28 protein-coding genes and 1 rRNA gene are annotated in these 26,949 nt (G+C 46.5%); 19 read left to right on the top strand and 10 right to left on the bottom strand.

The window, feature by feature from the left end:
• Nucleotides 1–132 precede the first annotated feature (132 nt).
• A complete protein-coding gene (locus FTT89_RS12460; protein WP_180006862.1) occupies nt 133–1,251 on the bottom strand; it encodes a CaiB/BaiF CoA-transferase family protein in 1,119 nt (372 codons plus the stop codon).
• A 217-nt stretch (nt 1,252–1,468) separates the two neighbouring features.
• Between FTT89_RS12460 and FTT89_RS12455 the strand changes: the two genes are divergently transcribed.
• From FTT89_RS12455 to FTT89_RS12440, 4 genes are all read left to right on the top strand, one after another.
• Nucleotides 1,469–2,479 (top strand): AraC family transcriptional regulator, encoded by a 1,011-nt coding sequence (locus tag FTT89_RS12455; RefSeq protein ID WP_034597576.1) that lies wholly within the window; start codon nt 1,469–1,471, stop codon nt 2,477–2,479.
• A 181-nt stretch (nt 2,480–2,660) separates the two neighbouring features.
• A complete protein-coding gene (locus tag FTT89_RS12450; RefSeq protein WP_180006863.1) occupies nt 2,661–3,866 on the top strand; it encodes an acetyl-CoA C-acetyltransferase in 1,206 nt (401 codons plus the stop codon).
• An 11-nt stretch (nt 3,867–3,877) separates the two neighbouring features.
• Complete coding sequence (locus tag FTT89_RS12445; protein ID WP_180006864.1) at nt 3,878–6,010, top strand: 3-hydroxyacyl-CoA dehydrogenase NAD-binding domain-containing protein; 2,133 nt, start codon at nt 3,878–3,880, stop codon at nt 6,008–6,010.
• A 176-nt stretch (nt 6,011–6,186) separates the two neighbouring features.
• The gene (locus FTT89_RS12440; protein WP_016659810.1) at nt 6,187–6,519 is read left to right on the top strand and encodes a hypothetical protein; all 333 of its coding nucleotides are present in this window, start codon (nt 6,187–6,189) and stop codon (nt 6,517–6,519) included.
• Between the two features lie 37 nt (nt 6,520–6,556).
• Here the strand turns inward: FTT89_RS12440 and FTT89_RS12435 are convergent, their stop codons facing one another.
• The 3 genes from FTT89_RS12435 to FTT89_RS12425 are packed head-to-tail and all read right to left on the bottom strand — an operon-like array spanning nt 6,557 to nt 8,951.
• Nucleotides 6,557–7,273, bottom strand: coding sequence for an endonuclease/exonuclease/phosphatase family protein (locus FTT89_RS12435; protein WP_180057406.1), 717 nt, complete (start codon nt 7,271–7,273; stop codon nt 6,557–6,559).
• Between the two features lie 5 nt (nt 7,274–7,278).
• Nucleotides 7,279–7,707 carry a GNAT family N-acetyltransferase gene (locus FTT89_RS12430; protein ID WP_180057403.1) on the bottom strand — a complete coding sequence of 143 codons (429 nt, stop codon included), beginning with the start codon at nt 7,705–7,707 and terminating at the stop codon, nt 7,279–7,281.
• 23 nt (nt 7,708–7,730) lie between these two features.
• Nucleotides 7,731–8,951, bottom strand: coding sequence for an SAM-dependent methyltransferase (locus FTT89_RS12425; protein WP_180057400.1), 1,221 nt, complete (start codon nt 8,949–8,951; stop codon nt 7,731–7,733).
• Nucleotides 8,952–9,058: 107 nt separating this feature from the next.
• Here FTT89_RS12425 and FTT89_RS12420 point away from each other — a divergent pair, with 107 nt between their 5' ends.
• The 3 genes from FTT89_RS12420 (at nt 9,059) to FTT89_RS12410 (ending at nt 11,706) form a co-directional block, all read left to right on the top strand.
• Nucleotides 9,059–9,700, top strand: a complete 642-nt coding sequence (locus FTT89_RS12420) for a hemolysin III family protein (RefSeq protein WP_160241586.1) — start codon at nt 9,059–9,061, stop codon at nt 9,698–9,700.
• Nucleotides 9,701–9,841: 141 nt separating this feature from the next.
• The gene (locus FTT89_RS12415) at nt 9,842–11,161 is read left to right on the top strand and encodes an MFS transporter (protein ID WP_075167916.1); all 1,320 of its coding nucleotides are present in this window, start codon (nt 9,842–9,844) and stop codon (nt 11,159–11,161) included.
• A gap of 140 nt (nt 11,162–11,301) precedes the next feature.
• Nucleotides 11,302–11,706, top strand: coding sequence for a hypothetical protein (locus tag FTT89_RS12410; protein WP_005175774.1), 405 nt, complete (start codon nt 11,302–11,304; stop codon nt 11,704–11,706).
• Nucleotides 11,707–11,723: 17 nt separating this feature from the next.
• On the opposite strand, the gene FTT89_RS12405 is transcribed toward FTT89_RS12410, so the two are convergent.
• Nucleotides 11,724–12,734 carry a metallophosphoesterase gene (locus FTT89_RS12405; RefSeq protein ID WP_104470660.1) on the bottom strand — a complete coding sequence of 337 codons (1,011 nt, stop codon included), beginning with the start codon at nt 12,732–12,734 and terminating at the stop codon, nt 11,724–11,726.
• 161 nt (nt 12,735–12,895) lie between these two features.
• Between FTT89_RS12405 and FTT89_RS12400 the strand changes: the two genes are divergently transcribed.
• Nucleotides 12,896–14,476: a phospholipase D family protein gene (locus FTT89_RS12400; RefSeq protein ID WP_168382188.1), complete on the top strand. Its 1,581-nt coding sequence runs from the start codon at nt 12,896–12,898 to the stop codon at nt 14,474–14,476.
• A gap of 21 nt (nt 14,477–14,497) precedes the next feature.
• Here FTT89_RS12400 and FTT89_RS12395 read toward each other — a convergent pair whose 3' ends face one another.
• Nucleotides 14,498–15,313 carry a 1-acyl-sn-glycerol-3-phosphate acyltransferase gene (locus FTT89_RS12395; RefSeq protein WP_034597361.1) on the bottom strand — a complete coding sequence of 272 codons (816 nt, stop codon included), beginning with the start codon at nt 15,311–15,313 and terminating at the stop codon, nt 14,498–14,500.
• Between the two features lie 367 nt (nt 15,314–15,680).
• Between FTT89_RS12395 and hflX the strand changes: the two genes are divergently transcribed.
• From hflX to FTT89_RS12365, 6 genes are all read left to right on the top strand, one after another.
• On the top strand, nt 15,681–17,039 hold the full coding sequence (hflX, locus tag FTT89_RS12390) for a ribosome rescue GTPase HflX (RefSeq protein WP_034597358.1): 1,359 nt from the start codon (nt 15,681–15,683) through the stop codon (nt 17,037–17,039).
• 35 nt (nt 17,040–17,074) lie between these two features.
• Nucleotides 17,075–17,446, top strand: a complete 372-nt coding sequence (locus tag FTT89_RS12385) for a hypothetical protein (protein WP_045794996.1) — start codon at nt 17,075–17,077, stop codon at nt 17,444–17,446.
• An 11-nt stretch (nt 17,447–17,457) separates the two neighbouring features.
• On the top strand, nt 17,458–18,132 hold the full coding sequence (locus FTT89_RS12380; protein WP_016659801.1) for an LrgB family protein: 675 nt from the start codon (nt 17,458–17,460) through the stop codon (nt 18,130–18,132).
• A 91-nt stretch (nt 18,133–18,223) separates the two neighbouring features.
• Nucleotides 18,224–18,670, top strand: a complete 447-nt coding sequence (locus tag FTT89_RS12375) for a DUF2147 domain-containing protein (RefSeq protein ID WP_075167922.1) — start codon at nt 18,224–18,226, stop codon at nt 18,668–18,670.
• Nucleotides 18,671–18,823: 153 nt separating this feature from the next.
• Nucleotides 18,824–19,273 (top strand): DUF2147 domain-containing protein, encoded by a 450-nt coding sequence (locus tag FTT89_RS12370; protein WP_016659799.1) that lies wholly within the window; start codon nt 18,824–18,826, stop codon nt 19,271–19,273.
• 144 nt (nt 19,274–19,417) lie between these two features.
• Nucleotides 19,418–19,867, top strand: a complete 450-nt coding sequence (locus FTT89_RS12365; RefSeq protein WP_160243507.1) for a DUF2147 domain-containing protein — start codon at nt 19,418–19,420, stop codon at nt 19,865–19,867.
• Between the two features lie 97 nt (nt 19,868–19,964).
• Here FTT89_RS12365 and FTT89_RS12360 read toward each other — a convergent pair whose 3' ends face one another.
• From FTT89_RS12360 to pdxA, 3 genes are read right to left on the bottom strand one after another with little or no spacing between them, the layout of a single operon-like run.
• A complete protein-coding gene (locus FTT89_RS12360) occupies nt 19,965–20,807 on the bottom strand; it encodes a symmetrical bis(5'-nucleosyl)-tetraphosphatase (RefSeq protein ID WP_160243508.1) in 843 nt (280 codons plus the stop codon).
• A 7-nt stretch (nt 20,808–20,814) separates the two neighbouring features.
• Nucleotides 20,815–21,627: a 16S rRNA (adenine(1518)-N(6)/adenine(1519)-N(6))-dimethyltransferase RsmA gene (rsmA, locus tag FTT89_RS12355; protein ID WP_180006868.1), complete on the bottom strand. Its 813-nt coding sequence runs from the start codon at nt 21,625–21,627 to the stop codon at nt 20,815–20,817.
• A 30-nt stretch (nt 21,628–21,657) separates the two neighbouring features.
• The gene (gene pdxA, locus FTT89_RS12350; RefSeq protein ID WP_180006869.1) at nt 21,658–22,626 is read right to left on the bottom strand and encodes a 4-hydroxythreonine-4-phosphate dehydrogenase PdxA; all 969 of its coding nucleotides are present in this window, start codon (nt 22,624–22,626) and stop codon (nt 21,658–21,660) included.
• Nucleotides 22,627–22,956: 330 nt separating this feature from the next.
• Between pdxA and rplM the strand changes: the two genes are divergently transcribed.
• The 5 genes from rplM to FTT89_RS12325 all read left to right on the top strand — a co-directional run bounded on the left by rplM (nt 22,957) and on the right by FTT89_RS12325 (nt 25,874).
• The gene (gene rplM / locus FTT89_RS12345) at nt 22,957–23,385 is read left to right on the top strand and encodes a 50S ribosomal protein L13 (RefSeq protein ID WP_004857442.1); all 429 of its coding nucleotides are present in this window, start codon (nt 22,957–22,959) and stop codon (nt 23,383–23,385) included.
• Between the two features lie 12 nt (nt 23,386–23,397).
• Nucleotides 23,398–23,784: a 30S ribosomal protein S9 gene (gene rpsI, locus FTT89_RS12340; protein ID WP_004785251.1), complete on the top strand. Its 387-nt coding sequence runs from the start codon at nt 23,398–23,400 to the stop codon at nt 23,782–23,784.
• A gap of 323 nt (nt 23,785–24,107) precedes the next feature.
• On the top strand, nt 24,108–24,761 hold the full coding sequence (locus FTT89_RS12335) for a glutathione S-transferase N-terminal domain-containing protein (RefSeq protein WP_168384832.1): 654 nt from the start codon (nt 24,108–24,110) through the stop codon (nt 24,759–24,761).
• Nucleotides 24,762–24,770: 9 nt separating this feature from the next.
• A complete protein-coding gene (locus FTT89_RS12330) occupies nt 24,771–25,199 on the top strand; it encodes a ClpXP protease specificity-enhancing factor (protein WP_005175725.1) in 429 nt (142 codons plus the stop codon).
• Nucleotides 25,200–25,220: 21 nt separating this feature from the next.
• Nucleotides 25,221–25,874, top strand: coding sequence for a hypothetical protein (locus FTT89_RS12325; RefSeq protein WP_005175723.1), 654 nt, complete (start codon nt 25,221–25,223; stop codon nt 25,872–25,874).
• Between the two features lie 976 nt (nt 25,875–26,850).
• Here the strand turns inward: FTT89_RS12325 and rrf are convergent.
• Nucleotides 26,851–26,949 (bottom strand): 5S ribosomal RNA (gene rrf / locus FTT89_RS12320); the annotation flags it as partial.

Below are 26,949 nucleotides of genomic sequence, written 5' to 3'. Positions count from 1 at the left end.
ATTATTATTTTCTGGATCTTTCATTATTTTTTGCGTTATTTAGCATTTTTTTTCATAAGATGTTTATCCTCACTTTTGGGTCTGGATAAACATCTTATATTGGCTGATAAACCTCTTTTATAGACCGGCGCGTTACCAGTTCCCCTGCCCCAAACCTTGGCCACGGAAATCATAACGAGCTTTGGAGCGCGAGAATTTAATCGGGCAGGCCAACTGCGCTTCAGTGTCTGGGCTGTCCTGTTCCAGTGGCACTTGAACCACCCATTCGCGTTGCTGGGCCAGTGGTGAATGCAGTGCTTCTTCTAAATACAGCACCGGTTCGACACAAACATCCTGCTCGGCAAATATTTGCTGCCATTCTACCCAGCTTTTGGATTGAATTTTATTGCCAATGGCCTGTTTCACCGCCTGCCGGTCGTCTGAATCAAAAGAACTTCCTTTTTCCACAATTAGTGGCAACTCCAGGACCGCGGCCAGACCTTGCATAAATTGTGGCTCCAAACCACCGATCGAAAGATAGCGGCCATCTGAGGTACGATAGTAATCATAGAAAATCGCGCCATTTAAATGGCCGGCTTCCGGACGCTGCGGCTCCTGTCCGGCCAGGCTGGCTGCCGCAGCCATATTGTTTAAGGTCGCCACACAGTCAGTCATGGAAATATCAATATATTGTCCCTGTCCGCTGCTTTGCCGTTCAATGACGGCGGCCAATATACCGACCAGCGCATGTAGTGAGCCACCTGCAACATCAGCAATCTGAATGCCCATTGGCGGTGGCCCGGACTGTGCCCGGCCACTATGCCCGGCAATACCGGAAAGCGCTAAATAATTGATATCATGTCCAGCCTTGGCCTGATAAGGACCGCTTTGTCCATAGCCGGTAATGGAACAATAAATCAGTCCGGGATGAATTTCTGCCAATGTGGCATAATCCAGCCCCAAACGCTGCATTACCCCAGGGCGAAACTGCTCAACCACAATATCGTAATCTTTAATTTTGGCTTTAATTTGTGCAATGCTGTCCGGGTCTTTTAAATCCAGCGTCACCGACTGTTTATTGCGGTTCAGGTAACTGTGCGAAGTCGCCTGGCCATTGGCATAGGGCGGAAATAGCCGGACCAGATCTGGACGGTTCGGTGATTCAATATGCACCACTTCTGCGCCTAAATCGGCCAGATAAAGCGTGGCAAATGGTCCGGGTAACAAGGTGGAAAAATCTAAAACTTTGAGTCCGTTTAAAGCGTATGACATTGGAGTTTTTACTCTATTTGTGTTGATTTTTTCATCATCTTAGAAATATAAAAGCATAAACACAATGTCATGTTCAGCCATTTACCTTGATCATTTCGGCAATTTAATATGTAAAAATGGCAAAACAACTCAAGTAAATTGCCAAAAACTTTATTTTTAATGTCATTTAGGTCAAACATACGTGATTACCAAAGACAAAGAGTCAGAAGGCTTTAATATGAGCCGCGATACCATCAGTATCCACTTCGTAAATGCGGCTCTAACCGGTGTCAAACGCCTTGGCATGGACGTCGAGACCTTATTATCACACGTGGGTATTGAGGCCGAGCTGTTACGCCAGCCCAAAGCGCGAATCTCGCCAGAACAATATACCCGTTTTATTAAAATGCTGTGGATGGTGACTCAGGACGAGCACATCGGCTTTGATGTTCAAGGCCGCCGCTTAGGTACTTTTGCCATCATGTGCCAGCTGATCATCCATGCCAAAACCTTGGGTGATGCCTTAGAACTGTCCTCCCAGTTCTATAAACTGTTTGGCGATGAATGGTCGGTGACGCTGGAACGTGACAAACACGAAGCCCGTCTGGTGCCGTTAATTCCTAAGAGCATGGACCCGGACCACTTTATTACTGAAAGTATGCTGATGATCTGGCATGGTCTGGCATCGTGGTTAATTGAACGCCGTCTGCCGCTGGAACGTGTCCACTTTGGTTATGAGCGCCCTGCCCATGCCGATGAATATGATGCGCTGTTCTTCGCCCCAGTGATGCAGTTTGATATGCCGCGTACCGAAATTACCTTTGCGGCCGACTATCTGGACTTGCCAATTCGCCAGAATGAAGAAACCCTGGAAGAATTCCTGAAAGCGGCACCGGCACAGTTATTAGTGAAATTCAAAAATACCAACTCTTTAACTTCACGAATTCGTGATGTCCTGAAGAGCCAGATTGGCGAAGAAATGCCAACCTTGAATGATGTTGCCTCAATGCTGTATCTGTCGCCGCAAACCCTGCGCCGCCGTCTGGCAGCCGAAGGTAAAAGCTATCAGGGCGTCAAAGATGCCTTACGTCGTGATGCCGCGATTCACCTGTTGCTGAATCCGGAACTGACGCTAGAAGATGTAGCGCAACAGGTCGGCTTTAGTGAAACCAGTACCTTCCACCGTGCCTTTAAAAAATGGACTGGAGTGACACCAGGGCTATATCGCCAGCTACACGGTTATCACTAAACATTTTTTAGACAACGTCTTTTCAGGTTTGATCTTCCTCTCCGCCCTCACCGCCAAGTGAGGGCTTTTTTTATTGGCGAAAAGCATCATCTGACCTCGCCCGTTCTCGTCATTGCACTTCATCAATTAATCATTACACTCAAAAAGCATAACAATTTAAAACTCATCAAAGGGATAGCACATGAGCGAGGCTTATATTATTGATGCCATTCGCACACCACGCGGAAAAGGAAAAAAAGATGGTTCACTCTATGAAGTGAAACCAATCAGTCTGGTCACCACCCTGTTGCGTGAATTAGAACAGCGCCATCAGCTGGATACTTCACAGGTCGATGATATTGTGCTGGGCTGCGTCACACCGGTCGGTGATCAGGGTGCCGATATTGCCAAAACAGCAGCGATTGCTGCCGGCTGGAACAATGATGTGGCAGGTGTGCAGATCAACCGTTTCTGTGCCTCAGGTCTAGAAGCCGTGAACTTGGCCGCGCAAAAAGTCCGCTCTGGCTGGGAAGATCTGGTCGTCGCCGGTGGAGTGGAGTCAATGTCCCGCGTACCAATGGGTTCAGATGGCGGCCCGTGGGCGCTGGACCCGGAAACCAACATGGCCTCGAAATTTGTCCCGCAAGGCATTGGTGCCGATTTAATTGCCAGCATTGATGGCTATAGCCGTGCCGATGTCGATGCCTTTGCCGAGCAGTCACAAAAGAAAGCCGCGGCTGCGCAGGCCAATGGTCATTTTGAGCGTTCAATTGTGCCGGTCAAGGACAAAGCCGGTGTTGTAATTCTAGCCAAAGATGAATTTATTAAGCCGAATACCACCGCGGAAGGCCTGGCCAAACTCAATCCAAGTTTTGAAATGATGGGACAGATGGGTTTTGATGCCATCGCCCTGCAAAAATATCCTGAAGTCGAGAAAATTCAGCATGTGCATCATGCCGGTAACTCCTCCGGTATTGTCGATGGTGCCGCGCTGGTGTTATTGGCCTCGAAAAAAGCCGTACAGGAACAGGGTTTAAAACCGCGCGCCAAAGTGCTGGCCACGGCACTGGTTGGTGCTGACCCGACCATCATGCTCACCGGTCCTGCACCGGCAGCCCGTAAAGCTCTGGCCAAAGCTGGCTTAAGCATTGAGGACATTGACCTGTTTGAAGTCAATGAAGCTTTTGCGGCGGTGGTGATGCGGTTTATTAACGAGATGCAGGTCGATCCGGCCAAAGTCAATGTCAACGGCGGTGCAATTGCCATGGGTCATCCACTCGGGGCCACCGGTGCCATGATTTTAGGCACCCTGCTGGATGAGCTGGAACGTCAGGGCAAAAAACGTGGTCTGGCCACCTTATGTGTCGGTGGCGGTATGGGTATTGCCACCATTATTGAACTGGTTTAAGGAGGAGCCGCATGAGCGCTATTCAATTCGAAAAAAACGCCGACAATATTGTAATCTTAACGCTAGACTCGCCAAACCAGTCCACCAACACCATGAATGCAGATTTCCGTGCCGCTTTGGCGGAAACCGTGGAAAAACTCAAAGCCGATGAACAGATTGCCGGAATTATCTTCCGTTCGGCCAAAAAAACCTTCTTTGCCGGCGGTGATCTCGATGAACTGATTCAGGCTCAACCGGAACAGGCCAGCGATTTTTTCCAGATGGTGGAAGGCATGAAAGCCCAGCTGCGTTATATCGAAACGCGTGGTATTCCGGTGGTGGCTGCCTTAAATGGCACAGCTCTTGGCGGTGGCTGGGAACTGGCGCTGGGCTGCCATCACCGCATTGCCTTGAATGACCCCAAAACCAGATTCGGTTTACCGGAAGTGACTTTGGGCCTGCTACCAGGTGGCGGCGGCATCGTGCGAATGGTACGTCTGCTCGGCCTGCAAACCGCTTTTCCATTTTTAATCGAAGGCAAACAGTTTGGGGTAGAAAAAGCTCTGTCTTTGGGCTTGATCCATGACACGGCCGACTCAGCAGATGAAATGCTGCAAAAAGCCATCGACTGGATTCAAACACATACGAAATCACAACAACCGTTTGATGTAAAAGGCTATAAAATTCCGGGTGGTGATCCGAAACATCCAGCCGTGGCGCAGATGCTGGCGATTGCTCCGGCGATTTTACGTGACAAGACCAAAGGCTGTTATCCAGCACCGGAAGCAATTATGTCGGCTGCGGTCGAAGGTGCACAGGTTGATGTCGATACCGCACTGACCATTGAATCACGTTATTTTACCTATCTGGCGACCGGTCAGGTCTCTAAAAATATGATTGGCACCTTCTGGCATGGCCTGAATGCCATTAAATCCGGTGCCAGCCGCCCACAGGATATTCCGCAGTGGCAGGCGAAAAAAGTCGGTATTTTAGGTGCCGGAATGATGGGTGCCGGAATTGCCTATGCTGCAGCCATTAAAGGTATTGCGGTTATCCTGAAAGATGTTGCTATAGAAAATGCAGAAAAAGGCAAAGCCTACAGCCAGAAACTGCTGGATAAAAAAGTTGCTCAAGGGCGGATGACTGCGGAAAAACACGACCAGATTCTGGCACGCATTACCCCAACGGCCTCAGCGGCAGATCTGGCTAGCTGCGACCTGATCATTGAAGCGGTGTTTGAAAATCAGCAATTAAAAGCACAGGTGACCCAGGAAGCCGAAAGCTATCTGGCTGCCGATGGCGTGATGGCCTCTAATACTTCGACCCTGCCCATTAGCGGTCTGGCACAAGCTGCGAAAGATCAAAGCCGTTTTATTGGCCTGCATTTCTTTAGTCCGGTCGATAAGATGCAACTGGTTGAAATTATTAAAGGCCAGAACACCAATCGTGAAACCGTGGCCAAGGCCTATGACTTTGTCCAGCAGATTGGCAAGACGCCTATTGTGGTCAATGACAGTCGTGGTTTCTTTACCAGCCGTGTGTTTGGTACCTTTGTGCAGGAAGGTCTGCGTATGCTGGCAGAGGGCATCCATCCGGCCAAAATTGAAATGGCCGCGCTCAAAGCCGGGATGCCTGTTGGACCGCTGGCGATTCAGGATGAAGTCTCGCTGACCTTATCCGAGCATGTCGCGGCAGAAACCCGCAAAGCCTTGCAGGCGGAAGGCAAAGAACGCCCACGCTCAGGTGCAGATGAAGTCATTGAAACCATGATCCATCAGTTTAACCGTAAAGGTAAAGCAGCCGGCGCCGGGTTCTATGACTATCCTGAAGGTGGCAAAAAATCGCTCTGGGAAGGCCTCAGTTACTGGAAAAAAGAGCAGACTGTCGATGAGCAGGAACTGATTGACCGCTTCCTGTTTGTCCAATCGCTGGATACTTTGCGCTGTCTGGAAGAAGGCGTGCTGGAATCGGTGGTAGATGGTAACGTCGGCTCGATTTTCGGGATTGGTTTTGCCCCGTGGACAGGTGGTGCCCTGCAGTTCCTGAATCAATATGGACTAAAAGATGCGTTAAACCGAGCACAAGCTCTGGAACAACGCTATGGTGAGCGTTTTGCCCCACCGCAGTTATTGAAAGATAAAGTCGCGCAAGGCGAACAAATTTAAACCCATCCATCTGGGTAGCATTCAAGAGGCCTTTAGGGCCTCTTGTCTGTTCTGGCGACAGTATTGAGCCGCGCCTCGGCGCAAGGAAAGCATTTTCTTGGCTTGGACTTTGAAATAATTATGTTATAAAGTTTCAACAGATTCAGTTTTCTTTTTATCCAATTGGGCAGTTTGTTATGACCGACCACTCATCTCCAGAAAAATCTCCTTGGGGTTGGAAAGCACTTATTATTTTCTCGGTTTTAGGTGCGTTATTTCTTGGCCTGTTCTATCTTGCCGTGAGCAATGAACCGGACTATATGCCAAGCCAGCAGAATAAACACAACACCCAGCAACATGCATTTAAAAATGCGCCTGCCATGTCTGAAGAGGCTTTGGCCAAAGCTCAGGCTGACCGCGAAGCGCGTGAAGCTCGTGCGGCTGCCAGCGCAGAACAGCATCAGATGACCGAAGCGGAACACGCTGCCATGGATGAAAGCCATGAGCAAGCACCTGCACATGGGCACTAATTAAATACCATTTGAAAATAGACTCTACTCTTAGGGTCTATTTTTCAAACTTGGGTGCTAGATCAAAATATAGTGGTAAATGATCACTCAAACTTAGCCAAGGTGTTTGATCTCCCACCTGCATGCTAGCTTGATCTATTTTCCAAAATTGCTCAGAAGCAAACATATAATCAATATGATATGCCTTCGCTAAATTTCGCTGTAAAAAGAATGTTGCTTGACTTTCCTGCCCTTGTTTCTCATTAGAAATGTGATGGTAAAGACTCTTTATTTTTAGATCATTAAATATACGTATGACATCGGAGTGATTCCACCACCGATCCCAAACATCCCACTGTGAGTTGCTGTTAAAATCTCCACCAATAATGAGCGGAATATTTTGCATTTTTAGTTGATGTAACTGTAAATATTTCCAAATTTGACCAATATATGCAAAAGTTGGAAAGTTTGCATGTTTTGCCCATACAGCAAGGAGCGTAAAGGATTGATTAACTTGAATAGGTAAAAATAGTTCTAGTTTGTTGTCTTGCCAATCTAATACTTCTAGTGATAAAGCATCTTTTGTAAAAACACCTATGCCTTTATTCTTATTATTTCCTTTCCAAACAAAATTAGAAAAATATTGTCGATAAATTTTCTTTGCCTGTTCCGTATGCTCACATTCCTGAATAATATAAATATCGGCATCAAATTGAAGAATAGGCTCAATTTTATTTCTAAAAGCACCATTACAATTCCATGTCACAATCTTCATTGTATTCAACTTTCAAACACTAAATGCATGTCTACATGCGCAATACCACAATCTAAATACGATTCACCCTCCACCTGAAAACCCAAGCTTTGATAAAACGGAATCGCGTGTTCCTGCGCAGACAACTTGACCCACGGACGTTGCTGCTGCTTTGCCATCTGAATAATATGCTGCATTAGAACACGTCCCACACCTAAACCACGCTGTGACTTCAGTACCGCGACCCGCCCAATACTGTGATTTTCCAATAAGCGTGCTGTTGCAATCGCCTGCTTTGCTATATAAACCACAAAATGCAAGGCAACTGCATCCTGTGCATCCCATTCATCTTCAGGGGCAATCTGCTGTTCCTGAATAAAGACTTGCTCACGAATAGATTTGGCCTCTGTCGCAAACTGTCCCCAAGTGCCCGATTGAATTTCATAATTTTGCATCTTTTTATCCTGATCCATCTTGCTTAGCACTTCGAACCAATGCCCTGTTGATCCCATTGATCGTTCAACAACAACTCCAAAGAATGTCTTTGAATACCGTACATGGTTTTTAAATCACGAATTTGTGCCAAAATTGCTTGATCAGGTTCACTCCAATTTTGGCGTTTGGTTGCCAAAATCATTTTGTTCTTACTGGTATGTTCCAAAGAGACAAACTCAAAAACTTTGGTGTCATAACCATAAGCTTTGAGCAATAACGCACGAATGGTATCGGTCAACATTTCTGCTTGTTGTCCTGCATGAATGCCAAATTGTAGCATCGGTTGCAGCACTTTGGGTGCCTGTAACTGCGGACGTAACTCTTTATGACAACACGGCGCACACATAATCATTTGTGCATTCAGGCGAATGCCGGTGTGAATGGCAAAGTCGGTGGCGACATCACAGGCATGCAAGGCAATCATCACATCGAGCTGTTCCGGTGCATAGGTACGGACATCGCCCTGGAAAAAGTCCAGTTGCTGAAAGCCGGAATCTTGCGCCACCTGCTGGCAGAACGCGACCATTTTCGGATTCAGTTCCACACCGGTCACATACGGCGTCTGCTGATGCTTGGCCAGATAGTCATACAGGGCAAAAGTTAAATAGCCTTTGCCAGAACCAAAATCGACAATATGCAAGGGCTGATCTTGAGTGTTGAGTTGCTCCACCGCCCCGGAGAAAATTTCCACAAATTTATTAATCTGTTTCCATTTTCGCGCCATGCTCGGAATGATCTGGCCATGCTGATCGGTAATGCTTAAATGCTGCAAAAATGGGCTGTCCTGTTCGACATAACGCTGTTTGCTGCGGTCATGACCTTGCGCGACACTTGCCGGTGCAGTCTCAGCTTTTTTCTTGTTCACCATCAGCATGGCTTTTTTCTTGTTCTTTTTCAGCTGCAGGTCTTCATCTAAGGTCAATAAATTGGCCTGTTTGCAGCAGCCTAGCAGTGCGCTGACCTGAGCCACTGCCTCAGTGAGCGGATAGTTTTTGGTGACATCCTGGGTTTTATATCGGTACACACAGTTCAGTACAGCTTCATTTTGCAAAGAAATGACCCGGAAGGTCATTTTTTCCAGCTGTTCAAGTTCACCTTTGTACTGACTCAGAATTAAACGCTCAAAACGCTGTGTTTCAATGGCTTGCTGAAACGCATCTAGAAATTGTTGTTCCGGATTGGGAGAAGTCGCCAATTGAGACATGAGTAAAACCTGAAATGAATTGCAGCTAAAGTGTAAAGCGTCTTACGCGAAATGCAAAATTGAATTACTATACATTCGTATATTTTAATTATAACGATCCCACGCTTATGAATGCACCCTTGGCACCCGACTACGATCCGGTTGAAGAACGAATGAACTTCATCAGCCATGCCATAGGCGCAGCTTTGGCGCTGGTGGCCGGTATTTTTTTAGTGATTAAAGGCAGTTATTTAACTATCGGACCCTGGATCGGGCTGTGGGTCTATGCGCTGAGTATGTTCCTATTGTTTTCGGCGTCCAGTCTGTACCATTATGCCGACAGTCCGCAGCGCCGCGGCTGGTATAAAAAGCTCGATCACACCGCCATCTATTATTTAATTGCTGGCACCTATACCCCTTTTCTGTCTATCGCCATTCCTACTGCCAAAGCGCAATATCTGTTAATTGCACTGTGGATTATTGCCCTGATTGGCACTGTATTTAAGCTGGTTTTCATCAACCGGTTTCAGAAAATTTCACTGATTGCCTATCTGGTGATGGGCTGGTTAGCACTTCTGGTGATTGATGATATGCAACGCTTTTTAAGTCCACCTGCGCTAACTTTTTTATTGATTGGTGGAATTTCTTATACGATTGGTGCATTGTTTTATGCGTTAAAACGGGTAAGATACACACACGCTATCTGGCATATTTTTGTATTGATCGGGGCAGGATCACATTTTCTGTCTATCTATCTGTACGTGATTTAATTGTTTTGATTCTCCATTTCAGTGACCCTGAGCGCGTTGAATCGAAACGATTGCCGTTGTTTTTTTAAGAAATTACGCCTTTTTTAAAAAGATTACGCTTGTAAAACTAATTTTTTATTTTTAATAAGTGTAAGGTCATTCATGGCGTCATCAACTTCTGCTGCAATCAATGAAGAAGCAGCACCAACGAACTCAAAATTTCGTGTCCTCACCGCGAGTCTGGTAGGCACTACCATCGAATTCTTCGATTTTTATATTTATGCGACTGCTGCGGTCATTATTTTCCCGTACCTGTTCTTCCCGACCAGTACCGATCCAATGACCGCCACCATTCAGTCTCTGGCCACCTTTGCCATTGCCTTTATTGCCCGCCCGATTGGCGCGGCACTGTTTGGTCACCTCGGTGACCGTATTGGGCGTAAAGCCACCCTGGTCGCTGCGCTGCTGACCATGGGGATTTCCACTGTAGCCATTGGCCTGTTACCCACCTATGCACAAATCGGCATTGCCGCACCGTTACTGCTGGCCCTGTGCCGTTTAGGTCAGGGGCTGGGCTTGGGCGGTGAATGGTCAGGTGCGGTTTTACTGGCCACCGAAAATGCACCGGAAGGCAAACGTGCTTGGTACGGCATGTTCCCGCAACTGGGGGCTCCAATTGGTTTTATTCTGGCCACCGGTTCCTTCCTGTTGTTAGGCGCGTTCATGAGCGAAGAAGCATTCATGAGCTGGGGCTGGCGTATTCCCTTTATTTCCAGTGCTTTACTGGTGATTGTTGGTCTGTGGATTCGTTTAAAACTGCATGAGACACCGGCTTTCCAGAATGTTTTAAACAAACAGAAAGAAGTGAATGTACCGTTTAAAGAAGTCATGACCAAACATTGGGGCATGCTGATTTTAGGCACCATTGCCGCGATCTGTACGTTCGTGGTGTTCTATCTGACCACGGTATTCGCGCTCAACTGGGGCACCACCCAGCTCGGTTATAGCCGCGCCGACTTCCTGGAATTACAGCTGATTGCTACCCTGTGCTTTGCAGCGTTTATTCCACTCTCAGCGATTTTGGCAGAAAAATTTGGCCGTAAAGCCACGTCTATTGGTGTGTGTGTTGTATCGGCGCTCTTTGGTCTGGTTTTTGCCAGTATGCTGGAATCCGGTAATACCTTGGTGGTGTTCCTGTTCCTGTGTATTGGTCTGGCGATTATGGGACTGACCTATGGTCCAATTGGGACCGTTCTGTCAGAGATTTTCCCGACTTCGGTACGTTATACCGGGTCTGCGCTGACCTTTAACCTGGCCGGTATTTTCGGTGCCTCTTTTGCACCGCTGATTGCCACCAAACTGGCGACCGAATATGGTCTGGCTGCCGTGGGTTATTACCTGACAGCTGCATCTATCTTGTCACTTCTGGCCTTCTTGGCGATTCGTGAAACCAAGCATGATGATGTCAACAGCCAGATTTAAAATGTTCATCTGACTGAAAAAAACCAGTGTAGATAACGCTGGTTTTTTTATCTGTGATGCAAAATCATACACAAACACACTATTGCATCTGGCCAAGTTTAGAAACAATAAAAGCTTATCCCCCACCAGCAGGTCATTGTATGGATCGTCTGATTGAAACCCTTCGGGAAGAACAACTGGTGAAAGTTATTTTGTTGCTGGATGATGGCAAACGCCATGAAGCGGTGCAGTACCTCAGAACAGACAGTCATTTGACTGAAGCAGAAGCCCAGCAGCTGATTGATGAACTGATTCGCCAGCACGGTCTGGCCATGGATGCCTCCAAGGGTGAATGTGCCCCCAAACCGATAGACGACATCAGCACACCTTATTTTGATACTGAAGATCCACCGCGCCCGCAGCTACATACCGAAGCACAAGCCCCGGTCGAAACAGCGGCAAATGGCATTGAAGATTTAAACCGGAACAATCACCGCCTGAATATCGGGGTATTGGTCTTGATTGGCGTCGTGATTCTGATCGCCTTGCTGTGGTGGGTCTTTTAAAATGCCCCCCTTTGGCATTAGCAGAGTTCAATAATATCAATGGTCGGTGGTACCCGGAAACGAAATGGCACACCCACCATTCCGGTACCAACAGTGACAAACACATCGGCATGTTCATGCCGGTACAGGCCTTTTTTATGACCAACAATAGATACGCGTTTCATCACATAATCGGTCAGCCACGGCAATTCCACCTGACCGCCATGGGTATGTCCCGACAGCATTAAGGGATGAGTTGGCAATTTCGGCACCATATCGACCGTATCAGGGTTATGCGACAAAATCAGCCACGGCTTGTCTTGCGGTAAATCTGGCATATAGCGCATATCGGTACGGCCGGACCATAAATCGCCAATCCCAATCAGGCGGAACTCGTCAAACTCGACAATCTGCCCTTCAATATCAATCACATGATTAACCTCAAGCGCATGTTTGAGCAGTTCCTGAATCGGCGGACCAGGATACTGTTCATCATGATTGCCGGTCACAGAATAAATTGGCGCTTTAATCTCTTTTAGTATTGCCAGCTCATCGGCCAGTTTATTTTCCGGCTCATAGGTCCAGTCACCTGCCACCAGCACCATTTCCGGTTCTTCCTGGTTAATCTTGGCGACAATCTGCTTGAGCTGGCGTTCATGCCCGGAAAATAGACCTATATGCAGGTCGGCAATCAGGGCAATTCGGACTGGGCGTTGTAGCGGCTGATCGGGCAGCATCTGATAGCGGGTGGTTTTCACCAAAATCAGATGCGGTTCAATAAAACGCGCATAGACCAGCACACCACTGACCAGCCCGATAAAAATGGCTTCATGCAAGGAGTAATAGCCAATCCAGCCGGCATAAATACTAAAGAAGAACAGCGGAATTAATAAATAGGATAGATAAAAGGCCAGCAGATGCACAAAGGCTTTAAAGGGATGAATCGTTTCTGTATTGGCCTGACTGCGCCACGCCTGTGACACGGCCCAAACTGCCAGTATGGCCAAGCCGATATAGAAATACAGTATAATTGATTGGCTATCCCACATAGTTATGCCCGACTCTCCCCCGGCGACTAAATTCGTCCGTTCTTATATTTATCTTTTCACAGCTGGCAATTATACTCAAACCAAATTTTGGACTTGTTTTAGACAATATGATACATCCTGACAAATTTAATTTGCAATCAAATACATACGCGAGAAGTTCTATGTCTTCTTCTACCGCGGCCATGCTGTTGAGTTGCAGTTTAGTGTTGGGAGTCAGTGGCTGTTCAACCCTGCCCAAACAGATTGAACATCCGGTTCAAATGGCTTTTGAAACGCCAACCGAGCATACCCATCTGGCCCAGATTGTATTGCCGCTGCGTGAAAAAAATCCGCAGCTGACCGGTTATCGGGTGCTGTACGATCCGCTGGAAGCCCTGTCAGCACGCTTGTATTTAATTGATAAGGCAGAAGAAACCCTAGACCTGCAATATTATATCTGGGACAACGACAAAATCGGGGCGCTGGCACTACATTCAATTATTCGCGCAGCTGATCGCGGCGTGAAAGTGCGCTTGCTGGTCGATGATAACAATGCCAAGAAAATGGAAGGTATTTATCTGGCGCTGGACCAGCACAGCAATATCGACGTCAAGCTATACAATCCGTACCGCTTCCGTAAATACCGCGCCATGGACATGGTGCTAGATTTAAAACGTATCAACCGGCGCATGCACAATAAAAGCTTTATTGCCGATAACCAGATTGCCCTGATTGGCGGGCGCAATATGAGTAACCAGTATTATAACGTCAGCGACAGCTATCAGTTTTCCGATGTCGATGTGATGCTGGTCGGTTCTGCCTCCGATGAAATCATTCACTCCTTTGATGAATACTGGAATGATGATTATGCCTATTCGGTCAAGCAGCTGGTCAATCCACAGCAGCATCATCTGCGTTATGAAAGCCTGAAACAGCAGCTCGAAGACCATTCTGCAGAAGTGGCGGTACAAAATTATCTTGATTTAGCCACACGCTCCCAAGCCATTGAACAGTGGTTTAACCACAAAATCCAGTTTGACTGGGTCAAAGCAGAAGTGGTGAAAGACTCGCCAAGCAAGATTAAAGACCGCGCACCCAAAGAAGAATTACTGAATTTCCAGCTGCTCAGTCATCTGGAAAAACCGACTGAAAGTGTGGATATTATTTCGGCCTATTTTGTGCCGGAAGAATCCGGGGCTGACCGCTTAAAACAGCTGGCCAATGACGGCGTACAGGTGCGGGTACTGACCAATTCCTATAAGGCCAATGACGTTCCGCTGGTACACGCGTTTTATGCCAAATACCGTCAGGACTTACTGGAAAATGATGTCGAGCTGTATGAGTTTTTATATGCACCCGAGGCCGAGCATCTGAACAGCAATACCGAAGAACTGTCGAAAAAAGCCAAAGTCAGCTTAAAAGGCCTGAGCCGTTCCAGCCTGCATGCCAAACTGATGGCACTGGATGAAAAACAGGTCTTTATTGGCTCTTTTAATTTTGATCCGCGCTCAGCCTATTTAAACAGTGAAATTGGGGTATTGCTCAACAGTCCGACGCTGGCGAAATCGGTGCATCAGACCATGGATGCCAATTTATCCAAATATGCCTACCGTCTGGTGCTGGATGCACAAAACAACATTAACTGGCGCGTCGTGAACAGCAAAGGCGAAGAACGCGTATTTGTTAAAGAACCGAAAATGAAATGGTATGAAAAAGCAGCCATGAAAATCATTTCCTGGCTGCCAATTGAAGGCTTTATGTAAGCCTGCTACACAGGTTAAAGCTTAAGCACTGGCCTGCTGAATCAGGACTTTTTGATGCAGCTGCTCCAAGCCCTCAATCATCTTGTTTTGAACCAGCGAGGTCAGGCTTTCCACCGTATGCCCTTCTACCGAAATCGGATTTAAAGCCATTAAATGTGCGGTGACTTTCGGCATCTCCAGCACATTTTTAACATGCTCAATAAAGGTCATTTCATTGATAAACGGCGCTACGGTATCCAGCTCGCCCTGCTGGTTGATATAACAGATCAGGCAGATTTGCACCGGACGCTGCGCTTCAATTGCCGCGCCCAATAAACGGCCATGTACTTTTTTAATTTTAGTCCCATCCGAAGTCGTGGCCTCCGGGAAAAACAGTACCGGCACATCCTGTTTTAAAAACTGGGTAATCTGGTCGCGGATTTTAATTGAATCGCCCGAACCGCGTTTAATAAATAAGGTCCCGCCACCTTTGGCCAACTTTCCAAACACCGGCCATTGCTCAATTTCAGCTTTGGCCAGAAAAAATACCCGCGCACCTGAACCGAGCACCGGCACATCCAGCCACGACACATGGTTGCTGACCCATAAGGCCGGCTGGGTGGGAATTTCTCCATGCACTTCGACTTCAATATTGAACACCTTGCACAACTGACGGCAAAAATGCTGCACATAACGGGTATTCTGCGGATTATTCGGCTGCTTATACAAGCTGTGACGATACACCAGATAAAAGCCTTCGCTCACCGCTGCCAGACCGGCAGTGATTTTTTTAGAATAGAGAAAAAATTTGGACAAACTATTCATTGAAGCGGATGAAGATAAAGAAACTTGAGACATAGCATAATCGTGAATTGCGAAAATCACAGCAAGAATTGTTCAGAGAACTGTATTCTATCTTGAAGCAATTGACCAGACATTGATCATAAGCATCGAAAAACTGTCCAGATCGCTCAATTGAAATGCGCTATGCCAATTCTTCTACAGTCTTGCTGCAATGGATAAATCCACAGCAAATCCCTTGATGTAATGATCATCCTGATGGATCAGAGGCAACGATCAAACTGCCCATTCCTCTATCTCACGAAATGATGATACAGCCTCCAAACTGGGGATTGTGAGGATTCGCCTGCTTTTTGTCATGCTGCTGTAATCATCTTCATCTAGTTCACGCAGCTGGCGCTTTTTGCTCTAGAATAGAATTTTCATGAGGAGAAATGCCCAGGTGCCAGATTACCAGCAACATCAAGGCGGTGAACGCGTTGTGCTCGTGAGCGTCAGCGTGCAGATTTTGGAAGACCTTGATGCAGAAGAATTTCATCTGCTTGCAAAGTCTGCAGGCGCTGAAGTTTTGCAGCATGTGTTTGCCCAGCGGATTAAACCCGATGCCAAGTTATTTATCGGTTCTGGTAAAGCGGACGAAATTGCTGCGCTGGTTGCAGAACTCGAGGCTGAACTGGTGATTTTCGATCATGCGTTGACGCCGGCACAGGCACGTAATCTTGAAAAAATCATGAAATGCCGTGTGGTCGACCGGACCGAGCTGATTCTGGATATTTTCGCCCAGCGCGCCCGGACCTATGAAGGGAAATTGCAGGTCGAGCTGGCACAATTGCATCACCTCTCCTCACGCCTGATTCGTAGCCGCGGCAATCTGGACAGTCAAAAAGGCGGGATTGGTTTACGTGGTCCGGGTGAAACCTTGCTGGAAACCGACCGCCGCCTGTTAAGAATTCGTATGGGCCAGCTGAAAGCCAAACTGGATAAAGTCCGCCAGACCCGTATGCAGGGTCGTGTGGCCCGTCAAAAAGCCGCCGTTCCTACCGTATCACTGGTTGGCTATACCAATGCCGGCAAATCGACGCTGTTTAATATTCTGGCCAATAGCGATGTCTACGCCGCCGATCAGCTCTTTGCTACGCTCGACCCGACCTTACGCCGGCTGGAATGGGATGGGATTGGTACGCTGGTGCTGGCCGATACCGTGGGTTTTGTCCGTAATCTCTCGCACTCGCTGGTGGAATCATTTAAGGCCACGCTGGAAGAAACTCTGGAAGCGACCTTGTTGCTGCATGTGATTGATTCCAGCAGTCCGGACATGCTGGAACAGATTGAAGCAGTTGAGCGCGTCCTGAAAGAAATTGGCGCAGATGTTCCGGTGCTCAGGGTTTATAACAAAATCGACTGCACCGGCGAGCAAGCCAAAATTGTCTATGCCAAGCCACATCAGCCGGAGCGGGTTTATATTTCTGCGCATTCCGGTCAGGGACTGGAGCTGTTACGTCAGGCCGTGCATGAATGTCTGATGGGCCAGATTCAAAGTTTTGATGTGGTGTTAAAACCGGCCTATGGCAAATTACGCAACCAGTTTTATGAACTGAATGTAATCCAGTCCGAGCACTATGATGAGCAGGGACAACTGAATCTGCGCGTAAATATGGCCCCGGCCAAACTGGAACAGATGATCCGTCAGGCGCACTTGCCGCTGGACGAAATTCTGGGTGCCAAGGCTCAGCAATTTAAACGGCCTTTAGAAGAATTTGAAATTGATGATGAGATCAGTTAAAACTTGAACAGTAAAATATGACCGACTGATAAAAAATGAACAGGCTTAAACGTATCGACTGGCCAGCTTGGATTGGCACACTGCTCTTAATTATTGTATTTCGTGAAACAGCCGTCTGGATTGCGACCTATTTCAACCATCCTGAACTGGGCAACCTGATGGGTTTACTCAGCCTGCTGGTGGTGCTTTTCCTGTGGCGCCGACTGCATAAAATTCCAGCCCGGATTGTCGATACCAACAATAAAATTATGAAAGAAAGTGCGTTTGCCTTTTTACCGATTAGTGCCGGCTCACTGCTGATGCTGACCCATATGGGCAATAAAATTCCGGCTTTTCTAGTGGTGCTGTTTCTCAGCACCCTACTGCCGTTATGGCTGTATGCCAAAATGGCCAAACGCTGGCTCTAGGAGATTAAAACATGCTCGCAATTGTTTATGGCTTTTTAATCACCCTGGTGGCCTATCTGCTTGCCAAACCCTGTAACCAGAAACTGCCGCAAATTCCGGTCATTGTCTTTGGCATGATTTTTATTGTGCTACTGCTGTATGTATTTGGCATTCCCTATGAAGATTATATGGCACAGGTCAATCCGCTATTTAACCATCTGCTGGGTTATGTGACCGTGGCACTGGCGATTCCGCTGGCGGCCATGCGCTATGATGATCTGCCGCTCAAAGCCATTCTGGGCATTTTGCTGTTTGCCAGCATCAGTGCCGTAGCCTTGCCAATGGGACTGGCCTATCTCTTACATATGGCCGGCGATGACATCATGGCATTTGCCACCCGTGCCGTGACCACACCAATTGCCATTAATATTGCCACCCTACTGGAAGCACCGGTCAGTCTGGCCATTCTGATTGTGATTTTATCTGGGGTGATTGGTGCCGCTTTCTCGCCGCTGCTGCTGCGTCATATTAATGATGAGCGCGCCTCAGGACTGGCCTTAGGCCTTGCTGCGCATGCAATTGGCACAGCGCAAGCCTGGCAACGCGGTAGTGTGGCCGGACGTTATGCTGCATTTGGAATGGCGGTGAATGCCGTGTTTACCGCAGTCTGGCTGCCAACATTTATACTCTTTATTCAAAAAATGTGACTCAAGAATCAATATTTACATCTTGTGTTGATGAAAAAATATTCTTAAGATGAAAATTGAATTTTTTGAAGTGTATTAAAGGGATAGAAACATGGGGAAATTTAAATATACAGTGGCACTTCTGGCAGCCACATTCAGTGCCGGCATTTTCGCGGAAGATCTCTCCGGTACCTGGCGCAATATTGATGATAAAACCGGTTCATCCAAAGCCATTTTAGAGATTCGTCAAGAAGCCAATGGCACCTATACCGCTAAAATTGTCAAAATTACACCACGTCCGGGGTATACCCCGAAAACCACCTGTGTGGACTGCCCTGCACCCTATACCAATCAGCCAATTTTAGGCATGGATGTACTAAAAGGACTGGCGTATAAAGGCAAACTCAACTATAGCGGCGGCAAGATTATTGATCCGCTGTCTGGCAATATTTACAGCACCAAAGCCAAACTGAGCAGCAACGGTAAACGTCTAACCCTCAGAGGTTATGTCGGCGTATCTGCGCTTGGCCGTAGCCAAACCTGGATTAAAGCAGACTAAGCTACATTCGAACATGCCACAGGAGGTGGCATGTTCTACTAATACGTTGAAAAATAGAAATTTATAAAAATAAGGGTTGACTCTCTGCGCCGCAGGTCTTATACCTGAAAACAGGGATAAAAAATAAAAGTTGTACCCGGTAAAGGAATTGAAATGAAAAAGAATATTTTACTCACCGCATTCACTAGCCTGTTATTCTCAACTGCAGCATTCGCCAATGACCTAAGTGGTGTTTGGCAACAAATTGATGATAAAACCGGCTCTGCCAAAGCAATTATTGAAATACGCAAAGAAGCCAACAATACCTATACCGGTAAAATCATTAAAGTGACTCCGCGTCCGGGCTATACGCCACGTGAAACCTGTAATAACTGCCCTGCGCCGTATACCAACCAGCCAATTCTGGGCATGGAAATCTTAAAAGGCCTGAAGCATGTTGAAGGCACCAACAATTATGAAAAAGGCCGGGTTATCGATCCGCTGGCAGGAAAAATCTATAACGCCAGAATCCGGATGAATTCAACTGGCAAGCGTCTGACCCTGCGCGGCTATATCGGCGTATCGGCACTTGGCCGTAGCCAGACCTGGATTCGTATGGAATAAGTCCGTTTTTAATCTGTTAACGAAGCCACATTTGTGGCTTTGTTTTTGCGCTAATCCCAGTTCTGGTAAGGCTTTTATTGACTCCTGGAGTAATTAACCTAATATAGCAGCCTCTAAAAACAAGGGGATGCAACAGGGTTAATTATGTTGAAGAAATTATTGCTGACAATGGCGACCGGAACGCTCTTGAGCAGCAATGTCTGGGCCGATGATCTGTCTGGTACCTGGCAGCAGATTGATGATAAAACCGGTGCGGCCAAAGCCATTATCCAGATTCGCCAGGAAGCCGATAAAAGTTATAGCGGCACTATTGTGAAAGTCACACCTCGTCCCGGCTATCAGGCACGCGAACTCTGCCAGAACTGCCCTGCACCGTTTACCAACCAGCCCATTTTAGGGATGAAAATCCTGCAAGGCCTTAAGCATGTTGCAGGCACCGGCACCTATAACCACGGACGTGTTATCGATCCGCTGGCTGGCAAAATCTATAATGCCAAAATCCGTTTAAACAGCAGTAAAAGACGCCTGACTTTAAGAGCCAATCTTGGGGTGTCTGCGCTGGGACGCAATCAGACCTGGATTCGTATCGACTAAGCTGCACATCGACAAAGACCAATCAGTACAGACAAAGACCAATCAGTACAGACAAAAAAAGCCACATCATAATGTGGCTTTTTTATGGCGATTGTAGTTAGAAATCAGCCAGCGGGTTATCAACCTGAAAAATCGTGTCATCTTCCAGACGGTAAGCCACCAGTTGATGCCCCCAGACACAGCCTCCATCAACATTCTGAATCTGGGCGGAAATGGTTTTGCCTTGCAGCGCGGCCCAGTGCCCAAAAATAATCTTATGCGTTTCAGCCGCAGCCGAAGCATATTCAAACCACGGTTTAAACCCGGCCGGCATCGGATCATCCAGACTGTCTTTAAAACTGAACTCCAGGCGTCCTTCTGCATCGGTCAGGCGCATGCGGGTTAAATAGTTGACGATACAGCGTAAGCGTTCATTGCCTTGCAAATCATCTGACCAGAGGGCTGGCTCTTTGCCAAACATCTCGGCCAGAAAATGATCCATCACCGCAAAATCGTCATGCTGAATCACCGCTTCAACTTCTTTGGCCAGCGCCTGAGTTTTTTCCGCACTCCACAAATGCGGAATACCGGCATGGGTAATGATGGTCGATTCATTCGGACAGACACATAACGGCTGCTTGCGTAACCAGTCAATCAATTCATCGCTGTCAATGGCATCAATCACATCGCGGGTCTGGTCTTTGTCTTTAATCTCTTTCAGGCCACGTGCACCAGCCAGCAAAGTCAGGTCATGATTGCCCAGCACTGTGGTCGCAACACCACGATCAGCCAGCTTTTTCACAAAGCGCAATACGCCAAGCGAGTTTTCACCACGTGCCACCAGATCACCGGCAAACCAGATAAAGTCCTGATCCGGATCAAAGCGGATTTCCTTGAGCAAGGCTTTCAGGGCTTCAAAACAGCCCTGTACATCGCCAATCACATAGTTATAACGTGCCATCGTTGTTTTACACCACCATTTGATCTGCCAAAGCCACAAATTCGGCCAGGGTCAGGGTTTCCGGACGTGCCATCGGATCGACACCGGCTTTTTCAAAACCATCTTCTGCCAGCATGCCTTTTAAGCTATTGCGCAAGGTTTTACGACGCTGGGTAAACACATGCGAAACCAGACGCGATAAAGCCTTTTCATTTTTTGCCACAATCGGTTTCACCTCATACGGCTCTAAACGAAACACCGCAGAAGTCACTTTTGGTGGTGGGTTAAAAGAGCCCGGTGGCACTTCAAACAGGAAAGTTGGTTTGCAGTAATACTGAATCATCACCGACAAACGGCCGTATTCTTTGGTATTTGGCTCAGCAGTAATCCGGTCGACCACTTCTTTTTGCAGCATGAAGTGCATGTCTTTGACTTTGTCACCAAATTCCAGGAGATGGAACAACAGTGGGGTCGAAATGTTATACGGCAGGTTACCCACCACACGGAGTGGACGGTCATCTTCAAACAGATTGCTAAAATCATATTTCAGCGCATCGGTTTCAATAATGGTTAAACGTTCCGGATGTGGCACACGCCCCGGCAAACCGGCAGCCAGATCACGGTCCAGTTCCACCACGGTCAAGGCATCACATTCACCAATTAATGGTGAAGTTAAGGCCGCCAGACCCGGGCCAATTTCAACAATATTATCGCCCGGACGCGGATTGACCGAGCGTACAATTTTCGCAATCACACGTTGGTCATGTAAAAAGTTTTGACCAAAACGCTTGCGCGTGTGGTGCCCTTCATCTTTCGGGTTTAAGGCATTAATCTGATACATAAAGATTTCCAACGTGTAATAAAGACAAGATCAGTGACGCGCTAAATCCAGCGCCAAATCAACAGCCACATTCAGGCTTGAGCTTTTCGCAAGACCGCTGCCTGCGAGGGAGAGTGCTGTGCCATGATCAACTGAAGTGCGAATAAACGGCAAGCCCAAAGTAATATTGATGGCTTCACCAAAGCCTTGCGATTTTAGCACAGGTAAGCCCTGATCGTGATACATCGCCAGAACCGCATCGGCATCTTTTAGGTTTTCCGGAGTAAATAAGGTATCAGCCGGCAGGCTTAAACTTATCTGGATGCCCTGCGCGCGATAGCTTTCCAGCACCGGATTAATCACCTCAATTTCTTCCATGCCCAAATAACCGCCCTCACCGGCATGCGGATTTAAACCACAGACCAGAATATTCGGCTGCTCAATTTTAAATTTGGATTTTAAATCGTGGATGAGAATATCAATCACCTGATGCAGACGTTCAGCGGTAATCGCATCAGCCACTGCACGCAGCGGTAAATGCGTAGTGGCCAGGGCCACTCTTAGGGTTTTGGTGGCCAGCATCATCACCACGCGCGGCACGCCCGCAAACTCCTGGTAATATTCGGTATGGCCACTAAAGGCTATACCAGCGTCATTGATGACTGACTTCTGTACCGGCGCAGTCGCTACCCCGACACTTTTGCCTGACATGGCATAATCGGCCGAACGACGTAGCTGTTCCAACACATAAGCGGCATTTTGCGGATTCAGCTCGCCCATCACCACAGCTTGCTGTAAAGGCACATGCTCGACATAGAGCTGCCCTTTTTCTGAAGAAGCAGTTTGCCCGCTGTATTCAATCAGTTCTACCGGCATCTTCAACACTTGCGCACGCTGGGCCAGCATGGCCAGATCGGCCAGAACCACAACGGGACGCTCATCTACACGGTCAGCAAGATGCAGACAAATATCCGGGCCAATGCCGGCAGGTTCACCACTGGTCACATATAAAGGCAGCATGATTGATCCTAAACAATAAGGCATCTCCCATTATAAGCAGACTTTGACCGCAGCGGCCGTGAATTCTGCTGAAGATTCGGGCAGATTGGCCGGTTTTGGGGCAATCTAAACTGCTTTTGAAGGCGGATATTTAGCTGAAAGTTGATCAGTACTAGGCACGGCAGATGGATGTTCTTGGCAAGTCTTTTCTTTTCTCAGGATTTTGATTAAAATACAGCGCTTGAAATTTTATATTTTCATTGTGGTTCTCGACAATTTCGTTTAGAATCTCGTCTCCTTTTTGTTTGGACTGATTCACCGTCCAAACCAACTATAATAGGTAGTGGTTTAATGAAAACTCTCAGCGCTAAGCCAGCTGAAGTTCAACACGACTGGTACGTTGTTGATGCTTCTGGCAAAACTTTAGGTCGTCTTGCGACTGAAATCGCTCGTCGTTTACGCGGTAAGCATAAGACTTCTTATACTCCTCACGTTGACACTGGTGACTACATCGTTGTTATCAACGCTGAACAAGTTCAAGTAACTGGTAACAAGTCACTTGACAAAAAATACTATCGCCACACTGAATTCCCAGGCGGTTTAAAAGAAACTAACTTTGAAAAGTTAGTTGCTCACAAACCTGAAGAAATCTTCCAACGCGCTGTGAAAGGCATGTTGCCAAAAGGTCCTCTTGGTTATGCAATGATCAAGAAAATGAAAGTGTACGCTGGTAGCGAGCATCCTCATACTGCTCAACAGCCACAAGTTTTGGATATCTAAGGGATACAGCACATGGCTACTAACTATGGTACAGGTCGCCGTAAGACCGCAACTGCACGTGTTTTCTTATCTGCTGGTACTGGTAAACTCGTGATCAACAACCGTTCATTAGAGCAATATTTCGGTCGTGAAACTGCTCGTATGGTTGTTCGTCAACCTTTAGAGCTTCTTGAAGCAACTGAAAAATATGACCTTTACATCACTGTTGCTGGTGGTGGTATCGGTGGTCAAGCAGGCGCGATCCGTCACGGTATTACTCGTGCATTAATCGCTTCTGACGAGACTTTAAAACCTGCTCTTCGTCAAGCTGGTTTCGTTACTCGTGACGCTCGTGAAGTTGAACGTAAGAAACTTGGTTTACGTAAAGCACGTAAACGTCCTCAATTCTCTAAACGTTAATTCGTTTACCGAGTTGGACAAAAAGCCTTGGTTTATCCAAGGCTTTTTTATTGGCTGTTATTTTAAAGATAAAGGAATTTATTGTTCAGGTACATCTTTACCCCAACTGCCCTCATGCAGCCAGAAGGCCTTGCTGAAATAATAGTTCACTACCCCAATTCCTAAGCAGAACATCAGAAACACAAGTTTTATCATCATACTGCGCCGCTCCTGTTATTTTTTTATAATCTAACCCATTTTCACCCGATTCATCCTTTTTCGCTTCGTGCTTTTTAGGTTGAATTTTAGTATCCTAACTGATTCATTTTGCTGCTTACTGATTTATGTCCTTGGAAAATACACCGCTACAGGGAATTACACTATACAGTCATGCAGACGATTTCCGCTCGCACTGGATTCGCCTGGTACTGGCTGAGAAGAATATTAAATATCATCTGGTCCTGGTCGACCATGAAGATGAAGATTTAGCCAGCCTGAATCCTTATAATCGCCTACCCATGCTGGTAGAGCAAGATTTAAAACTGTTCCATGCCCCAATTATTTCCGAATATATCGATGACCGCTACCGGCAAAACAGGCTCTATGCCGATGCACCAGCACCCCGTGCAGAGCAGCGCCAATACATCTGGCGTTTTGAGCAGGACTGGCTAAAGCTGGCCGATATCCTGCTTTGCCATGAAGATACCCTGAATAGCGCAGCACAGGCCAAGGCACAAAAGCAGCTTCGTGATACACTGGTCTCACTCACACCATTATTTCAGCATTTCCCTTATTTTATGGCGGAAAACTTTGGCATCCTGGATTGTATGTTGGCCCCAATTTTCCTGCGCTTGAAAGCCATGGGCATTGAACTGCCAAAACAGCATTGCCGCCCGATTCATTTATATTGCCAGCGAATTTTTAGTCGCCCTGCATTTGTAAAATCCTTAACCGTGCAGGAAAAAAACCGCTATAGCGAATTTTTAATAAATAAGTAGAGAGTAGATATGTCTGAACAGGAACTCAACTTAAGCCCAACCCGTCCCTATCTGGTGCGTGCCATTTATGAATGGATTTGCGACAACCAGCTTACACCACATATTCTGGTCGATGCTACCCAACCGAACACCATGGTGCCAGAGCAGTTTATTCAGGATGGCCAGATTGTGTTAAATATCGTGCCACATGCAGTCCATGGCTTGCACATCTCCAATGATGCGATCAGCTTCTCAGCGCGCTTTGGTGGCGTAGCACGCGATATTTATGTACCCATTGCTGCAGTTTTGGGAATTTATGCCCGTGAAAATGGCCAGGGTTTATTCTTTGATCCAAGTGAATATGAACATATCCAAAATGATCCAAATGCTTTAAAATCAAGCACAGAGGAACAAACTGAAACACCAAAGAAAAAACCAAGCCTAAGATTATTAGATTAAAAAAGAAATAGGAGTAAATGCATGGCTTTTGATTTAGTACAATACTTTAGCGATCAGGTTAAAATTCAAAAGCCTCAGCTTTTGCAGCAGTACGATGCTGATAGCCGCAATGCATATATCCAGGAACTCAATGCGCTAACTCTAGGCAAACTGATTCGTCTGTGGCGCGAAGATGACAATAAGCTCTATCAGGAAATCAAGACCCTCGATCCGCTGTATATTCAGGAAGTGTCCCGTCATCTGACCACTTCGGTACACAACCAGTCTGAACTGCCTAAACCTGAACTCGAACACGGTATTAGTGAAATTTTAAGCCTGCAACTGACCGAATTAAAACAGTTAGATGAAACCGGTAACTTCGGCAGCAATGGCTTAAAAGAGCTACTACAGGGTCAAATTGAACATCTGTCAGGTCAGGCAGATGATTGGGTTTGGTCAACAAACGAGCTAACAGAGTTAAAGGGCTCTAAACCCCTTCCCCAAGAAGAGCTATCATTAGATGATACGATGAAGGAGTTTAATCAAATGTTACATCAACAAGCCGATCATGCGCCGGTAGAAAGCACAGTAGCAGCAGAACCGACTGTTCCAGGCTGGGCCAAAGTTTTGGAACCTGTCGTAGCAATTGCGATTCTATGGATTCTATATTGCGCAGCAAGCCAAATGTTTGCTTAAGCAGTCTGATTCCAAACCGCCTGACATAGGCGGTTTTTTATGGCTGAAATTTTCCAATAAATAGTTCAGTCTCCTTGTACGTTTTGGCTTACATTGAATGAAGATAATTGAGGCTAGGCGTACACACAGAATTTTCGTATTCTAAATTCATCAGGAAACAGGATGTTTCCCAAACGGAAAACAACAATAATAAGTTTGTACACCAGGATCGTGAGGTACGACAGGAGTTATACCTAAAGCACGAAATACGAAGAAACCCCGTCAGGATGATGGGTTTTCTTTTTATCTATTCTTTATTTTCTACAGCAACTCTACCATTACACCCACTACGAAAATAAATACCGTTCAACTTGCTAGATGGTGAAGGTATGATCTTGAGATGAGATTCTTACTTACCCCCTATCTCCCCTTTGAAGAAGACTTAAAGGACGTATTAAAGCATGCTGCTACGGCAGTTCAATGAGCCTTAGAGATGGTTTAGGGAGCATACTAAAAACTCATACTCCCTGCAGATAAACCTGCAATAAACGCATACTCAACATAAAACTCTGTCATGTTGAATACATATAACACGGTACACACCAAGCCAAAGACCACTAATCCAGACATTACGGGTGCTGCCTTATACTCTGCATGCTTATATATTGGGGTTTGTACAATAGAATAATATAATTTTTTTCGATTAATATAAAAGCGATTAAAAACCGGTAAACGGATAATCAATATATGCATCAGCACAATTCCGAGAATCCAATGTATTACCACCATCCAGTAGTTCAATAACACATGATCAGGATACATACCAATAGCCAAAAAAATAACTGAAATACAGAGATTTAACAGCAAATAGCTGGGATAAAATTTTCTATACATGGATTATTTTTTAATAATTTTATTTATATTGAAGTACTATAACTTTATTAAAAGCATAAAAAAATCCCCCTGCTGTTTAAGCTCGGGGGATTTTGAATTAATGAGCTGGCGATGACTTACTCTCACATGGGTAACCCCACACTACCATCAGCGCTAAGAGGTTTCACTTCTGAGTTCGGGAAGGGATCAGGTGGTTCACTCT

Origin of the sequence: Acinetobacter sp. YH01025, assembly GCF_013420185.1 — a bacterium.
Lineage (GTDB): Bacteria > Pseudomonadota > Gammaproteobacteria > Pseudomonadales > Moraxellaceae > Acinetobacter > Acinetobacter indicus.
The sequence above is the reverse complement of the archived record's forward strand: the minus strand, read 5'-3'. Positions and strand labels throughout refer to the sequence as shown.

Excerpts from the sequence above, each read along its gene's own strand:
- FTT89_RS12365 (WP_160243507.1), top strand. The coding sequence starts at position 19,418 with ATGTTGAAGAAATTATTGCTGACAATGGCGACCGGAACGCTCTTGAGC.
- FTT89_RS12325 (WP_005175723.1), top strand. The coding sequence starts at position 25,221 with ATGGCTTTTGATTTAGTACAATACTTTAGCGATCAGGTTAAAATTCAA.
- FTT89_RS12405 (WP_104470660.1), bottom strand. The coding sequence starts at position 12,734 with ATGTGGGATAGCCAATCAATTATACTGTATTTCTATATCGGCTTGGCC.
- FTT89_RS12440 (WP_016659810.1), top strand. The coding sequence starts at position 6,187 with ATGACCGACCACTCATCTCCAGAAAAATCTCCTTGGGGTTGGAAAGCA.
- FTT89_RS12450 (WP_180006863.1), top strand. The coding sequence starts at position 2,661 with ATGAGCGAGGCTTATATTATTGATGCCATTCGCACACCACGCGGAAAA.
- FTT89_RS12460 (WP_180006862.1), bottom strand. The coding sequence starts at position 1,251 with ATGTCATACGCTTTAAACGGACTCAAAGTTTTAGATTTTTCCACCTTG.
- FTT89_RS12400 (WP_168382188.1), top strand. The coding sequence starts at position 12,896 with ATGTCTTCTTCTACCGCGGCCATGCTGTTGAGTTGCAGTTTAGTGTTG.
- FTT89_RS12420 (WP_160241586.1), top strand. The coding sequence starts at position 9,059 with ATGAATGCACCCTTGGCACCCGACTACGATCCGGTTGAAGAACGAATG.
- FTT89_RS12425 (WP_180057400.1), bottom strand. The coding sequence starts at position 8,951 with ATGTCTCAATTGGCGACTTCTCCCAATCCGGAACAACAATTTCTAGAT.
- FTT89_RS12380 (WP_016659801.1), top strand. The coding sequence starts at position 17,458 with ATGCTCGCAATTGTTTATGGCTTTTTAATCACCCTGGTGGCCTATCTG.
- FTT89_RS12410 (WP_005175774.1), top strand. The coding sequence starts at position 11,302 with ATGGATCGTCTGATTGAAACCCTTCGGGAAGAACAACTGGTGAAAGTT.
- FTT89_RS12360 (WP_160243508.1), bottom strand. The coding sequence starts at position 20,807 with ATGGCACGTTATAACTATGTGATTGGCGATGTACAGGGCTGTTTTGAA.
- FTT89_RS12455 (WP_034597576.1), top strand. The coding sequence starts at position 1,469 with ATGAGCCGCGATACCATCAGTATCCACTTCGTAAATGCGGCTCTAACC.
- FTT89_RS12415 (WP_075167916.1), top strand. The coding sequence starts at position 9,842 with ATGGCGTCATCAACTTCTGCTGCAATCAATGAAGAAGCAGCACCAACG.
- pdxA (WP_180006869.1), bottom strand. The coding sequence starts at position 22,626 with ATGCTGCCTTTATATGTGACCAGTGGTGAACCTGCCGGCATTGGCCCG.
- rplM (WP_004857442.1), top strand. The coding sequence starts at position 22,957 with ATGAAAACTCTCAGCGCTAAGCCAGCTGAAGTTCAACACGACTGGTAC.
- FTT89_RS12370 (WP_016659799.1), top strand. The coding sequence starts at position 18,824 with ATGAAAAAGAATATTTTACTCACCGCATTCACTAGCCTGTTATTCTCA.
- rsmA (WP_180006868.1), bottom strand. The coding sequence starts at position 21,627 with ATGTATCAGATTAATGCCTTAAACCCGAAAGATGAAGGGCACCACACG.
- rpsI (WP_004785251.1), top strand. The coding sequence starts at position 23,398 with ATGGCTACTAACTATGGTACAGGTCGCCGTAAGACCGCAACTGCACGT.
- hflX (WP_034597358.1), top strand. The coding sequence starts at position 15,681 with ATGAGGAGAAATGCCCAGGTGCCAGATTACCAGCAACATCAAGGCGGT.
- FTT89_RS12435 (WP_180057406.1), bottom strand. The coding sequence starts at position 7,273 with ATGAAGATTGTGACATGGAATTGTAATGGTGCTTTTAGAAATAAAATT.
- FTT89_RS12385 (WP_045794996.1), top strand. The coding sequence starts at position 17,075 with ATGAACAGGCTTAAACGTATCGACTGGCCAGCTTGGATTGGCACACTG.
- FTT89_RS12445 (WP_180006864.1), top strand. The coding sequence starts at position 3,878 with ATGAGCGCTATTCAATTCGAAAAAAACGCCGACAATATTGTAATCTTA.
- FTT89_RS12395 (WP_034597361.1), bottom strand. The coding sequence starts at position 15,313 with ATGTCTCAAGTTTCTTTATCTTCATCCGCTTCAATGAATAGTTTGTCC.
- FTT89_RS12335 (WP_168384832.1), top strand. The coding sequence starts at position 24,108 with ATGTCCTTGGAAAATACACCGCTACAGGGAATTACACTATACAGTCAT.
- FTT89_RS12375 (WP_075167922.1), top strand. The coding sequence starts at position 18,224 with ATGGGGAAATTTAAATATACAGTGGCACTTCTGGCAGCCACATTCAGT.
- FTT89_RS12330 (WP_005175725.1), top strand. The coding sequence starts at position 24,771 with ATGTCTGAACAGGAACTCAACTTAAGCCCAACCCGTCCCTATCTGGTG.
- FTT89_RS12430 (WP_180057403.1), bottom strand. The coding sequence starts at position 7,707 with ATGCAAAATTATGAAATTCAATCGGGCACTTGGGGACAGTTTGCGACA.